Source organism: Paenibacillus cremeus (assembly GCF_007786445.1).
GTDB lineage: Bacteria > Bacillota > Bacilli > Paenibacillales > NBRC-103111 > Paenibacillus_G > Paenibacillus_G cremeus.
Window position 1 is genome coordinate 21659 of sequence record NZ_VNJI01000044.1, and the last position, 13141, is coordinate 34799.

At 46.3% G+C, this 13141-nt stretch carries 12 protein-coding genes and 2 pseudogenes; 7 read left to right on the forward strand and 7 right to left on the reverse strand.

Translation table 11 applies throughout. The annotated features are described in order from the left end of the window. The first annotated feature begins 291 nt into the window (after positions 1-291). The 4 genes from FPZ49_RS25925 (at position 292) to FPZ49_RS37015 (ending at position 2383) form a co-directional block, all read left to right on the forward strand. A complete protein-coding gene (locus tag FPZ49_RS25925; RefSeq protein WP_144852649.1) occupies positions 292-966 on the forward strand; it encodes a response regulator transcription factor in 675 nt (224 codons plus the stop codon). Beyond that, positions 963-1370, forward strand: a complete 408-nt coding sequence (locus tag FPZ49_RS37005; protein ID WP_261381616.1) for a hypothetical protein — start codon at positions 963-965, stop codon at positions 1368-1370. Before FPZ49_RS25925 ends, FPZ49_RS37005 begins: the two co-directional genes overlap by 4 nt. Positions 1371-1525: 155 nt before the next feature. Next, positions 1526-1993 carry a histidine kinase dimerization/phospho-acceptor domain-containing protein gene (locus FPZ49_RS37010; protein ID WP_261381628.1) on the forward strand — a complete coding sequence of 156 codons (468 nt, stop codon included), beginning with the start codon at positions 1526-1528 and terminating at the stop codon, positions 1991-1993. 36 nt (positions 1994-2029) lie between these two features. Next, on the forward strand, positions 2030-2383 hold the full coding sequence (locus FPZ49_RS37015) for a sensor histidine kinase (protein ID WP_261381617.1): 354 nt from the start codon (positions 2030-2032) through the stop codon (positions 2381-2383). 298 nt (positions 2384-2681) lie between these two features. Here FPZ49_RS37015 and FPZ49_RS25935 read toward each other — a convergent pair whose 3' ends face one another. Both FPZ49_RS25935 and FPZ49_RS25940 read right to left on the reverse strand, forming a co-directional pair. After that, entirely contained in the window at positions 2682-3695 is a 1014-nt protein-coding gene (locus FPZ49_RS25935; RefSeq protein ID WP_144852651.1) for a sensor histidine kinase, read from the reverse strand. Further along, the gene (locus FPZ49_RS25940) at positions 3692-4384 is read right to left on the reverse strand and encodes a response regulator transcription factor (RefSeq protein WP_144852653.1); all 693 of its coding nucleotides are present in this window, start codon (positions 4382-4384) and stop codon (positions 3692-3694) included. Before FPZ49_RS25940 ends, FPZ49_RS25935 begins: the two co-directional genes overlap by 4 nt. A 143-nt stretch (positions 4385-4527) precedes the next feature. On the opposite strand from FPZ49_RS25940, the gene FPZ49_RS25945 reads away from it, so the two are divergent. After that, positions 4528-6069, forward strand: a complete 1542-nt coding sequence (locus tag FPZ49_RS25945; protein ID WP_144852655.1) for a multicopper oxidase family protein — start codon at positions 4528-4530, stop codon at positions 6067-6069. Positions 6070-6359: 290 nt separating this feature from the next. On the opposite strand, the gene FPZ49_RS25950 is transcribed toward FPZ49_RS25945, so the two are convergent. The 5 genes and pseudogenes from FPZ49_RS25950 to FPZ49_RS37620 all read right to left on the reverse strand — a co-directional run bounded on the left by FPZ49_RS25950 (position 6360) and on the right by FPZ49_RS37620 (position 10625). Then, positions 6360-6602: a spore germination protein gene (locus FPZ49_RS25950; RefSeq protein WP_144852657.1), complete on the reverse strand. Its 243-nt coding sequence runs from the start codon at positions 6600-6602 to the stop codon at positions 6360-6362. Between the two features lie 265 nt (positions 6603-6867). Further along, the gene (locus FPZ49_RS25955; RefSeq protein ID WP_261381618.1) at positions 6868-7575 is read right to left on the reverse strand and encodes an ExeA family protein; all 708 of its coding nucleotides are present in this window, start codon (positions 7573-7575) and stop codon (positions 6868-6870) included. An 88-nt stretch (positions 7576-7663) separates the two neighbouring features. After that, positions 7664-9039: pseudogene (locus FPZ49_RS25960) on the reverse strand (DDE-type integrase/transposase/recombinase). Between the two features lie 878 nt (positions 9040-9917). After that, positions 9918-10283 (reverse strand): annotated as a pseudogene (locus FPZ49_RS25965) (glycosyltransferase); the annotation flags it as partial. Between the two features lie 105 nt (positions 10284-10388). Beyond that, on the reverse strand, positions 10389-10625 hold the full coding sequence (locus tag FPZ49_RS37620) for an MGDG synthase family glycosyltransferase (protein WP_391563871.1): 237 nt from the start codon (positions 10623-10625) through the stop codon (positions 10389-10391). A 518-nt stretch (positions 10626-11143) separates the two neighbouring features. On the opposite strand from FPZ49_RS37620, the gene FPZ49_RS25975 reads away from it, so the two are divergent. Both FPZ49_RS25975 and bacA read left to right on the forward strand, forming a co-directional pair. Beyond that, entirely contained in the window at positions 11144-12178 is a 1035-nt protein-coding gene (locus FPZ49_RS25975) for an alkaline phosphatase family protein (protein WP_261381621.1), read from the forward strand. 80 nt (positions 12179-12258) lie between these two features. Further along, positions 12259-13068, forward strand: coding sequence for an undecaprenyl-diphosphate phosphatase (gene bacA, locus FPZ49_RS25980; protein WP_144852663.1), 810 nt, complete (start codon positions 12259-12261; stop codon positions 13066-13068). Positions 13069-13141 lie beyond the last annotated feature (73 nt).

Below are 13141 nucleotides of genomic sequence, written 5' to 3' on the forward strand. Positions count from 1 at the left end.
ATTATGCTCACGCTGATTCGCCGAGTAAAAACGCAGAAAAGCGTTATGCACGGCAGGCCGGTGCCAAATGAGTGCTGTTTTATTTGAGTTGTCATGAAGATTAAATTTTATTCTTGGAAGGAAATACTACTATTTTCTTATACAAATTCCTTAAATCCAGCTCCAAGTGGATCAGCGAATCGCAAAAATCTGATTTGTTTGGAAGGAAGCGAAACCATTGATTTTGGAAAATATAATAAATAATTAATGGCACGCCTAGATTTCAATCGTTAGGATAAGGGACGTTATCGGATGAAACGCATTTTACTGATTGAAGATGAGAAAAATCTGGCTTTGTTTATCGAGTTGGAATTAAAGCATGAATCGTTCGCTGTAACCAAAGCGTTTGACGGATTATCGGGATTAAAGCTGGCATTGGAGCAAGATTGGGATCTGATTCTGCTGGACATTATGCTGCCAGAGCTGAACGGCATAGAAGTGTGCCGACGAATTCGTGCGGTGAAGCCGACTCCGATCATGATGCTTACTGCCAGGGACAGCACCCAAGATCGGGTGTCCGGTCTAGACAGCGGCGCGGATGATTATATTCCTAAGCCCTTCGCCATTGAGGAATTAATGGCTCGGATGCGCTCGTTGTTTCGTCGGTTGGAGATGCCAATCGACGCTGATCGAGAAATCATCACCCACCGCGACCTTTATCTGAATCTCGTTGCGCATATCGTTACCCGATATGGGGAAGTGATTGAGCTTACGAAGCGAGAGTTTGCTATGCTGGCTGTCTTTATGCAAAATCCAAACATTGTGCTTTCGCGGGACGTGTTGCTCGAAAAAATCTGGGGCTACGATACCGAAGTAGAGACAAATGTGGTGGATGTGTATGTGCGATATTTGCGAAATAAGCTGGACGAGCCCAATCAAGAGAGCTTGATCCAGACGGTTCGCGGGATAGGATATGTGATGCGATGATGGATCGTCTGCGTACCGCCATCCCCAGGCTTCCGATAAAATGGAGAATCGTACTGATGTCCACTGTCATCCTGTGCCTGTTGTTCATGCTGTACAATGTTGTTCAGTTCGTAACGATCGGACGTTGGCTGACGAATCAAGAGAAGATCTCTATGCAGCGAACCATGGCTCAGATTGATAATTACTTTCAAGAGAAAAATTCAGTCGATGATCCCAACCTGTTTCAAAAAAGCCAAGGTTACGTGGAAAAATTGATCGAGAAGAAGCAGCTCATTCGTGTCCTAGATCAGAGTGGCACACCTGTACTTACCGTATCCAACCACTTACCTGAAGATTGGGTACATCCCGAATCGGCTCAGCGGCTACAGCAAATAACGTCCGGCACGACAACGAGCATTTACTGATTTTGAGGGCACCGATTACGACCAATCATTCTCAAGGTACGATCGAGATCATAAATAATATGGAGACGCTGGACCATATCTCCAACCTCATTCTTATTGTTATGATCGTGGCAGGGATTGGCTCGGTTTTTCTAAGTGGATTGGGAGGACTTGTGTTGTCTAAGCAATTGCTGACTCCCATTCAGTCCTTGGCCGAAACGATCCAGAACATCAAGACCAGAGGATTGCACGAGCGTGTTCGGCCCATGAATAACAACGATGAGCTCTCCCGGCTGGCTCAGCATTTTAATGACATGATGGATCAGCTGGAGGCTGCATTCCAGCAGCAGAAGCAATTTGTCGAAGACGCATCGCATGAACTGAGAACGCCGCTAACGATTATGAAAGGGCATCTGTCTTTATTACAGCGATGGGGAAAAGACGATCCTCTGGTGCTGAATATCTCGCTGGAGGCGGCGTTACAGGAATTTAAGCGGATGGAGGGCATTGTTCAAGAACTTCTGGAGCTTACTCGTGCGGAAAACCAGTCCTCAACCGCCCTAAGAGAGAGTGTTGCACTGAGGTCTTTTATCCAATATACTTTGAACCGTTTTGCAGCTGCACACCCCAGTCTGCAGGTATAGTCAGAGCTGAATTTCATAGATGCGGATACGATTGTCGTGGTACCGCATCAGCTAGAGCAGATCTTACTTATTTTGCTCGACAATGCTATGAAATACTCCAACGAAAGATATATCATTAAAGTTGAAGGGACGACTCGTGAGAAGTTCGTCGAACTAAAAGTCATTGATTTTGGAATAGGGATTCCCGAAAAAGATTTGCCTTATGTATTTGACCGCTTCTATCGTGTGGATAAAGCCAGAAGCCGTCTGCAGGGAGGGACAGGGCTGGGACTCGCGATCGCCAAGCGCTTGGCGGAGTGTAATCTAGGTCAAATTTCAATCACTAGCAAAGAAAATGAGGGAACGACAGTAACGGTTCGATTTCCTTTAGCAGAAAAGAGAGTCCCGTAACCTAAAATTAATATTACCGGAGCTGGGTGTTACTCAAAGCTTAAAGAGTCCTTAGCAGTGATTCTTAACGGAGTTTTTCTCTAAATAAAACACCGATGATCCGCTACAAAATGTAGTGGGTCATCGGTGTTCGTATTTCTAAATGTAGAATAACCAAATGAATAAATATCATTTGTCAACAGTCCCCTTATTAGATGGTCTTTTAGCTCCTTTAGTAAGAAAGTACACTGCTTTGGGTATTATAGGCGCCACGGCTTCCGCCGAGCCTTTCGATGATGCTGTTCACAATGGACACCTGTTATTTTACGTCCACGACAGTCGCTGTAAACTCATATGATGGCAAGTAGATCCGGAATGTCGTGCCTTTCTCAATCGTGCTTTCTACGGTTATGAAGCCTTGATGTGCTTCTACGAACTCCTTGGCAATGGCAAGTCCAAGACCGGTTCCGCCCGTATCCCGATTTCTCGCATCTTCGACGCGATAAAACCTCCGAAACAAGCTGGTCAAATGTTCGGGGGCGATGCCGATTCCCGAATCTTCGATGCTAACGCAAACGTAGTGGGTATCTACATCATCACTCTTTTTGTAATCACCAAGTTCAATCCGAATTTTTCCGCCATCGCCTGTATATTGGATCGCGTTGTTCAAGACATTCATCAAAACTTGCTTCATTCGGTTACGGTCTACGCTGACTGTCGTTTTAGTAAGCGTCGTTTGAACCGTTGTCTCAATCCGCTTGCCGTCCAGTTCATATTGATAAATATTTACAATCCCTTCGACAAGATCAAGTAGGTTCACGGGTTCTTTGTCAAGCGAAAGTTTTCCAGCGTCAGCCATTGATAATAAATGAAGCTCATTCACCAATTTTGCCAGTCGCATGACCTCATCCTGCATCGGCAATAGCATCTCGGGAGGGATGGGTTTGCCGTTCTCTTGGAAAAGCTCTAACTGACCTGAAATAATGGCGAGAGGCGTTCTTATACTGTATTCGTCATTGCTTGCTAATTGCATGGACACAGAGAAATCATTGACAGTAAAGCGTTTGATGGCATCCGTAATCTGATGTAGCGGTTTCGTCAATTTTTGGGACAGCCAAACCCCAATCAACAGCATTACCAGGATGGATATTAATACTCCTTTGAGTTGGGCCCATAATAAAGATTGATGAAAATGTTTCTGGGAAACTTGAATAACATCCGCATACCGCTCAAGCAGGTTAGCTAGGTATACTTGGGAAATTACCATGAATAAGAAGCCGGTGAAAATGACCAGTGCCGTCATCGCAATAAATAGTTTCGCCCTAACACTCATTTCTGATCACCGAACCGATAGCCAAAGCCGTACACCGTCTGGATGAATACTGGTTCCGAAGGGTTGTCCTCGATTTTTTTGCGCAAATTTCGGATATGGGCATCTACGGTGCGTTCGTAATTTTGAAAATCGTCATCCATGGCTACCCGCAGAAGCTGCAGACGGCTGAATACAACGCCTGGTTTTTTGCAAAGCGTAATTAGCATTTTATTCTCCGTTGGGGTGAGCGATATTTCCGTATCATTTTTCCATACCAAACATTTTTCTTCGGAAATGGTAAATGGTCCCCGAATCAGGTCCGATTCCTGGACGAATTGAAAGCTCACATTCATTCGCCTCAGCAGGGAACGAATACGGGCGGCAAGCTCGCGCAGGCTGAAAGGCTTGGCCAAATAATCGTCAGCCCCAACTTCGAGCCCAACAACGCGGTCGGTTTCCTCTGTTTTTGCGGTCACCATAATAATGCCCACAGGTCCCATCCGCCGAAGTTCACGGCAAACGTCAATGCCTGACATTCCAGGAAGCATCCAATCCAGAATAACGACAGAGGGGTTCTGGGTTCTAGCCAAATCCAATGCGTGATTGCCGTTTTGAGCCGTTATGGTTTTGAAACCTTCTCTATTTAGGTAATTCTCCATCACTTCAAGCAATTTCAGTTCATCGTCTACAAGTAGTAGGGTCGGTTCCATTTGCAGCCCCCTTTCTACCGTATTATACCTTGTTTTCGCTTGAGCATATAAACTTCAACGAACAAACGGAAGTTTTTCACAAGTTCTCAACAATTGCCTGCTAAAATGTGTATGTATGCAGACAAGAGCGGAGGAATGAAGCTATGAAATCTAAAACAAAGTTTGTTTTTAATATGCTGCTAGGCTTGTTATTGCTGTTCGGAGTGGGGATCTATTCGTTGGCCAAGTTATCCGAGCAACCGGTCTCCATGAATATGGCGAACATGCCATCAGGCAAGCATGACATGCAACAAATGAGTTCTAGTGGCATAAGTGTTACGAAGCTCACAGAGGACACCGTGGAGTCACCCGTTAAGACCTTCGATTTAACAGCGGAGGAAGCTGTGATTGATATTGGTAACGGAAAAACTATACAAGCTTGGACATTTAACGGGACAGTGCCTGGACCCGAGATTAGAGTTCAAGAGGGAGACCGCGTTATCGTTCATGTTAAAAATACGCTCAAGGAAGGCGTCACAATTCACTGGCACGGAGTAGAATTGCCGAATGCCGAGGATGGGGTTGCCGGCGTTACGCAAGATGCGATTCCGCCAGGCAGCGATTTCACCTATAACTTTATTGCCAAACATGCGGGTACTTACTGGTACCACTCCCATCAGGAAAGCGAGAAAGAAACGGGGAAGGGTCTATATGGCGCATTTATCGTCGAGACTAAGCATCCGACAACTGTCTATCAAAGAGAGATTGTTTCTATTTTGCATGAGTGGGATCGCAGTACGTTTACTGTCGACGGTACGAGTCTCGGGGCGAAATACGCCGCAAAACCTGGCGATTTGGTTCTTTTACGTCTGATAAACAGCGGCGATGCAACCTATAACATGACATTAACGGGGAGCCCATTTTTGGTGTCCGCCATCGATGCCCATGACATTAACGAACCGACTGAATTGAATGAGCGGATCATAGAGATCGGTTCCGGGCAGCGTTATGATCTAGTGTTTCGAATGCCCGAGAGCAGTGGTGTCAAACTCGTAAACGTAGATAAGAACGAGAAACAGTCCAACATCGTGAAACGGTTGTTTTTTACATCTTCGAGTACCGCGAAAAATCGGATGCTGCAAGCCACATTCGGAGACGGTGAAGTGACGGGGAATGTCAATGTGCTAGCTCAGCAGCCCTTTTTCGACATGACGACTTATGGCAGTCCTGTTCTTCAAGGAAATGATCCCCTTTCTATTAATGCCAAATTTGACGCCCAATACGATCTGACGCTGGGCAACATGCTGGGATTCTTTAACGGCGTCTTTACGATGAAATTTACGATAAACGGCCAAACATTCCCAAATATACCGATGCTGATCGTCAAGAAGGGCGATTGGGTGAGGATCCATATTCAGAATAATTCCCCGGATAACGACCATCCGATTCATCTGCACGGCCATTCTTTTAAAGTACTTACGCATAACGGGGAGCCTTTAAGCGGTAGTCCGATTTATCTAAGTACAATCCTGGTGAAACCGCAAGAATCGTATGATATTGCCTTCGTAGCCGATAATCCGGGTCTTTGGATGATACATTGCCATATCTTGGGCCATGCAGCCAATGGCATGGATATGATGGTGAACTACGAAGGGGTGTCCACACCTTACTCGGTCGGTTCGAAATCGGGCAATCGTCCAGATTAACGTCTTTTAAATATTATTTGCTTTTCTTTCACCAGCCCACTCATAGTGTCTAAGATAGAAGAAAAGACAGAAAATATAATGGAAAAACAGAGTGTTGAGTACGTTCACATTGGACTTCTCGGCACTTTTATTTTATTTGGTGGCTTTCATCTCGACGAAGAAAAATTCATTTAAAAAGATCTAAGAGCCAACTTTTTATGCTGAAAATCATGAAAACCAACCACGGTAAATTAATAGGGGGTTTCTCTCCAGCCTGAGCTCCCCAAAGGGAGTCTTGCCGGTAAACATTTTTAAGCTTGGTTAAAAACCTCGGTTGGAGGATTACCCAATTGACCTTGATCGCTTACATCCATATCCTGCACCCCATTAGACATCAACGAAGTAGATGGTGAAAAATCGCCAACTGCAATGTTTCCTCCGACAATTTTGGAGTATGCGTTGTGCCCAGACTGTACGACGTTACCGAAGTCCAAGTTCGCGTTACTCGTGACTCCGTTTACTTTTATATTAAAGATATTAAATATGAAAGCCATAGCAAGCCTCCTTTTAGACATCTTTCCACTAAAAACATTACAATGTAATTATTATGATGGATGGTGTTTTAAAATAACGTCATTAAAATATTCTCATGAGGTAATGTAATTGTTGGTGTGATTACTTTATTTAGACTTGTTGCCGCTCACGTTGTTTGACGGTGTCGTAATCACCGCCAATGACGTGAGCGTTTGTGTGTCATTCATGTCATAGCTGTAAGCGGTAGCCCGCCAATCAATCGACATATGTAATACGGACAACGGGTTACCCCGTTGCCCCTCGCTGCCGATCAAGATCAGACAGTACTCGTCCCACATGAGCTTCTTCCACTGCATCGTGCCCCTTGCCTTGCGCATCAAACAACGCTTGCCCACAGATTTGGTTAACCACTCGCGGGATTCCTTGACTTGCGGAATAGACCATATGCATAGCGCTTTCGGAGAAGACTGGACGCGTTAATCCTGCTGTATTCAGATGGTGCCGAATGTAAGCTGACGTCTCGTCCCGAGTCATACCAGCCAGATGGTACTGCATGCCGATGCGCTGCGCTATCGCTTCATATTTCTTTAGTCGGAGAAGTTTGCGGAGTTCAGGCTGCCCTGCCAGAATCACGGGGAATAGTGAACACGAATCCATGTGGTAGCTCATCACAAAACGCAGCTCGAGCAGCATCGCCTCGGTCATCTCATGCGCTTCATCGAGAATCACGATGATCCCGCGTTCGCCTTGCGCTTGCCGCTGTAAAACAACCTCTTGCCATAATCGCTTCGCTTTGGCAACTCCATACGGAGACTCTTCTCCGACGTGCCGCAGTAATTCCGCATAGAAATCACGAGGCTTCAGCCCTGCCTGACCCAAATAGATCGGCAACGTCTTCATGGGATCGAGCGACCTTGTAAGACGTCGAAGGAGTGCAGATTTGCCGCTGCCCACTTCCCCAGTCAGCACGCCCAAGTATCGTTCCTGAACCACAAGGGAAAGTCAGGCGAACGCCTCTTCATGGCCCCGAGATTCGTAGTAGGCGATGGTATCGAGTTCCCGGGTGAACGGCCTTACGGATTCACTCATGCTTACCACCGCCTTGATCCGCATACCGCAGTTCTCCTTGCTGCAATTGCGTCTTTCGCTTACGCTTCGCAAGCTCCGTGAAAGAAAGTTGTCCATCCGGATTTTCCTGAATCTGCAGTTCCGTCTGAACACGGCGGTCACGAACTCGCCGTACTTCAGAAGGACGCGCATCGGACAGGCGTCGTTCTTCATCCCATACCTGGATGACGGTCAGATCAAATGGATCGTAACGAAGCTTCACTTTGTGGCCGGCTGTAACTCCTGTCGCCTCATAGGTGTTGCCCAAGAGCTTACACACCCTGTTTTGTTTACGGTTCGCCGTTCCTCCCATAGAAACACCTCATTTAATTCAAGCAAAGAGGGGCGTTTCCCGGCAGTACGATCACGCTCGAAACGACCTCGCGGCGACTCATTCGTGCCCCCGTGCTTTCGCTCATGGTAATAAGCTTCGAGCCAGGCTTGAAAAGCCTCATTCAGTTCATCCAGCGTGGTCATACCGCCAGCGGACATGGCCGCTTGTACCTCCGGTCGAAAGCTCGTATCAACAAATTGGAAGAAACGTTCAATTTTCCCGCGCCCTTGGGGGCGATATGGTCTGCTATGGACAAGCCGGATGCCTAGCTTGCCGCAAATTCGGGCCAAATGATGGGAAGAAAACACCGAGCCGTTATCGCAGTAGAATGTCTCCGGTACGCCATGCTTCAGGATCGCTTTCTTAAGACAATCCTCGAGTCGCGGAAGCTTCTCATCCCAATAGAACTGCGCATGGACGATGAAACGGCTGCAATCGTCCAGCACCGCGCACAGCATCGCTTTTCGCTTCCTTTTCGGGTCTTTCGGATCGGGTAAATGGACGAAGTGCTTGAAATCCGACTGCCACAACATCATTACCACCGCAGCCTCAAAGCGGTTAAAGAGAGTAGCCGATGAATCGCAGGCCAGTTGCTTACGGCTCAGTCCGGCCTTGCGAAGATGGCGAGCCAGTGTGCTGGAAGCTACACTTCCATACGGTGCGATGCCGCTTTCCTCAAGCAGAAATATAATTTGTTCCACACTACGCTCAGGTCGCTCCTGTCGAAGTACAATCGCTTTCTGCAAGATGGAAGAGGGCAGCTTGGAAGGGCCTGCAGGGCGCCCCTTGGGTTTCAGCGCATCCCAGCCTCCGCGACGGTACAAGGCCAGATATCTCTCCAAAGTACGCATGCTCACGGTCTGACGAACGCTGCCCGGGAGATCGTATTCCCGGCTGGATGTTTCCTTTAGCCAAGCAGCAAGCTCCCCCGGTGCAAACGGTGTCTGACGACTAACGACAGGAGCAATGAGAGCGTACCGAGCGGCGGCAATTTGTTCTTGTTGTATTGGATCCATGGATGAAATGCCTCCTTTGAGAAGTTAGGGATTACCCCTGTTCCCATTGTGGCGGCAACCCATACGAATCGTTACGGACAAGTTTTGTGGAGTCTGCAGGCTAGGCCGCCAATTTCGCAGAACGCTCCTGTTTCAGCAATAGCCGCAAAACGCTTTCCGGCAGGAGCTCCTCTTGAGCGGTTCGCTCCCAATTGTGTACGATGACTTTGGTGAGAGCCGGTGACGAATAGGAAGACATGGCGGCCAAACCATATGTAGTCTTCCTATTCGGTCTTTCATCGCCCCCCGCAGCCCTCCTAACGAATGATTGTCGGTAGTATGCAGTATCTCCACCGCCAATCACAACGCCATCATTCCGTCAACAAAAATGAAAAATCGCCACTCGTTTCCCGACAAGGAACGTGAGCGGCGACAGACTTTTGAAAATAAAGTTAGGTTAGGATTTTCCGGTCTCCCCTAGTATTTTCCATAAAATATGTTTATAACAGTTCCAAAAAGAGTGAAATAAGTGATAATATAGTTGACTTTGCTGACTCATTCGCGTCTCGTTAGTTTACTATTTTGACGTGAAGAAATGCACATGTCCTCTTCGTGAGAGGTGTTACAAGCCGGGGTCCAAAAGCAAAACCTACTCCATCCAAATGATTGCTTAGCACAATCAAGTGCAAATTGAATTTGAGCTTATCCAAACATTATGATCAATAAAGGGTCTGCGCTTAATCCGCTCTTTGCCAAGCGAATGGTTAGTTTAATCGAACAGAAGCAGCCCGTCCTCGGATAGGAACGAGCTGCTTATTTCTTTACATTACCAGTTTAGAGTTTTATTTTTCATAAGAAAGGCTTTTGCTGTGCTCTTTTATGTGGCTTTTCGGCTTGGCTTAAACCGGCAGAAGCAATTGCTGGTTCATGGTTTGCAAAATATCTTCGACAATACGATCCGCTGCATTTACCTTGCGAAGTGGCGTCATTCGAAGCTGCATTGCTTTGGCGTAAGCTTCGTCGGATAAAAACGTCAAAAGCTGTTCTTCCAGCTCTTGCACACTGTAGGAGATTCTTGCGATCCCTTTACTTTGAAAAAATAGCGCATTCTCCTTCTCCTGCCCCCCGAAAGGCTTATAAATAAACACGGGGAGCGATAAGGTTAGGGCCTCCGTCAGGGTAAGTCCTCCCGCCTTGGCTACAATACGAGAGGAGAGGGCCATGAGCTCTTGCATATTGTCAATAAATCCGAGGATATGAATGTTGGTAAAGCCTGCATAATCTTAAGTTGCGAAGCCATCTTCTTATTCCGGCCACAAACGATCGCAAACAGACAATCGGGTCTCGAAATCAAAGATTGGATCATGCCTTCAATTTCCGCCAAAACTCCGTAGGCTCCTCCAGCAATTTAGCACTGGAGTCGCAACAAAATATTTATCGGTTCCAGGATGGACCCAGCGCGCGTGTAAAGCATAGTCGGTTAAGACGGTAAAGCTTAAAATGTCCGACTCATGCGCAATCTCCGGGGCGGCTCCAAAAGGAAAGACGTTGATGATCGCATCCGGGCGCTTCGCTTCGATCATTTTCCGCAGCTTTTTTTCGCCCAGATAGTTGAAGTATCTGCGTCAAGGGTTATGCTGTCTTAAACGGTCGGCTGAACAGCCGACTGTTTTCTCATGGATTCATTCATTGTGACGACACGAAATTTTCTCATAGAATTTTCATCTTTTCGGAGTACAGTAGAGCTGGACGAACATTTAGAGTAAATGTGGAGGTATGCATCTTACCTAGATCTTGACAGCAAGCTTTGGTGATGGGTATTGGCAAGTCTCCAAGTTGCATCAAGGATCCTCGAAATTGTATCTATATTGCACGAAAGCCGCATCCATGGGCTTCGATTATTGTGGATGGAGCTATTATCGATCTTGGTTCCATAAGAAGGACAGCCTCCTATCAAAAATAAATCAATCATATCGGTAAAAAATCGTAAAAATCGATCGTAAACAGCTATAGCAGCCTGCAATATTGTCGGTTATATCATCAGGCAGCTGGGGGCTTCAAATATTTTCACGCCGAACAAAGAGAAAACGGATTTCCCTTTGGGGAGAGAAAGGAATCTATCCTTATGAATAAAAAATTAACCGTTCTCTTCATTGCACTAGGGTTTCTGGCGTCAGGCTGTTCGCTTCATTCAAGCCAGGAGGGAAGGTCGGGAGAAAGCAATCCAACTACTACCACCACACCTTCGTCTCAGGCAAAACCCGCTCCGATCTCAGTTACGCCCGTACCCTCCGTTACGCCGTCTGCAGGAGCAACAGCCGGATCACAACCTGACTCAACACGCAAAGAAACAGCGGTTGCCAACGTTCAATCAGCGGCTACAGCTGCCAGAATGGACAAATTACCAAAGCCAGATCATGTCGTGATCGTGATTGAAGAAAACCATGCATACGAGCAAATTGTCGATAGGGCAAAGGCACCTTACTTTAACAGCCTGATTGAACAAGGAGCATTAATGACGGCCTCTTATGCGGTTACTCATCCGAGTCAACCTAACTATTTGGCGTTGTTCTCTGGTTCTACTCAAGGAATGACAAGCGATAGCTGCGGAAAAACGTACGATGCTCCAAATTTGGCTAGTGAGCTACTCGCCGACAAGCTGACTTTTACAGGGTACTCAGAAGATATGCCAAAGGCTGGTTATAGTGGCTGCTCCTACAAAGGATACGCTCGGAAGCATAATCCTTGGGTGCAGTTTACAAACGTACCTGCAGAGTTGAATCAACCACTGAGCTCGTTTCCTTCGGATTATTCATCCTTACCTACCATATCCTTCGTTATTCCAAACCATCAAGACGACATGCATGACGGTACGGTTGAGCAAGCAGACGCTTGGCTTCAAAAGCATCTAGGCGGTTATGTGGAATGGGCATCGACCCATAACAGTTTATTAATCATCACTTGGGATGAAGATGATAATGCAAAGAAAAATCATATCCCAACTCTTTTTGTCGGATCCATGGTGAACAAAGGTCGTTATGACAATGTTTCCAATCATTACTCCGTACTGAGGACGATCACCGATATGTATGGACTGAAGTCGTTAGGTGACAGCGCGAAGGAGAAACCAATCCAATCTATTTGGAAATTTTCTCATTAAATTTTCATGTACCCATGATAACCTTCAGATGGGGTGGAAAATGCCATCGGATTATGAATTGAATGGAGGATTTAATTATCATGCACCAAATCTGGGTTGCAGTTATTCAAGGCATCATTGAGGGACTAACCGAATTTTTACCGGTTTCCTCAACGGGGCATTTGATTTTAAGTGGTAATTTGATGGGGTTTAATGGAGAAAAAGCCGACACTTTCGAGGTGGTCATTCAGCTAGGCGCAATTTTGGCAATCATCGTGTTGTACTGGAAGAGATATTTGACTCTTCTTAGAATCGGAAGACGGAGTCAAACGGGACGAGATGATCACGGTCTAAAACTTGGGCACATCATTGTCGCCTGTCTGCCTGCTATGGTCATGGGACTAGCCCTGCATAAAATAATTAAAACCTACCTATTTTCTCCCTATACCGTCTTGGTCGGTCTCGTAATCGGAGGGGTCTTCATGATCTTGGCTGAGCGAAGAATCAAAAGAACAACAGCGGAAACGGTGGATTCTTTAACCTATAAGCAAGCCTTTCAGATCGGACTATTTCAATGCTTAGCTTTGTGGCCTGGTTTTTCTCGCTCAGGCGCGACAATTGCTGGTGGCTTGCTGATTGGGGCGAGCTATCGTGCAGCGACTAATTTCTCGTTTCTTATCGCGGTTCCGATGATGGTGGCCGCTAGCGGATATGACATGCTGAAAAGCTACAAGATGTTGGCTGCATCGGATATAGTTTTTTTTGGAGTTGGGTTTGTCGTTGCTTTTATCGTAGCCCTTTTGGCCGTGGCAGGATTCTTGAAGCTTCTTGAGCGCATGAAGTTATCTTCGTTTGCATATTATCGATTTGCATTAGCCATCGTCTATGGGATTTATCTTTTTGCACGTTAGAAAACGAAAAGCCTAAAAAATGGAATTTAGGGATCTTGAAAATTAGTAAACCCCACTTCGCAAAGTAAGACGA

Coding starts and splice junctions, on each gene's coding strand:
- FPZ49_RS25925 (WP_144852649.1), top strand. CDS start 292: ATGAAACGCATTTTACTGATTGAAGATGAGAAAAATCTGGCTTTGTTT.
- FPZ49_RS37005 (WP_261381616.1), top strand. CDS start 963: ATGATGGATCGTCTGCGTACCGCCATCCCCAGGCTTCCGATAAAATGG.
- FPZ49_RS25935 (WP_144852651.1), bottom strand. CDS start 3,695: ATGAGTGTTAGGGCGAAACTATTTATTGCGATGACGGCACTGGTCATT.
- FPZ49_RS25940 (WP_144852653.1), bottom strand. CDS start 4,384: ATGGAACCGACCCTACTACTTGTAGACGATGAACTGAAATTGCTTGAA.
- FPZ49_RS25945 (WP_144852655.1), top strand. CDS start 4,528: ATGAAATCTAAAACAAAGTTTGTTTTTAATATGCTGCTAGGCTTGTTA.
- FPZ49_RS25950 (WP_144852657.1), bottom strand. CDS start 6,602: ATGGCTTTCATATTTAATATCTTTAATATAAAAGTAAACGGAGTCACG.
- FPZ49_RS25975 (WP_261381621.1), top strand. CDS start 11,144: ATGAATAAAAAATTAACCGTTCTCTTCATTGCACTAGGGTTTCTGGCG.
- bacA (WP_144852663.1), top strand. CDS start 12,259: ATGCACCAAATCTGGGTTGCAGTTATTCAAGGCATCATTGAGGGACTA.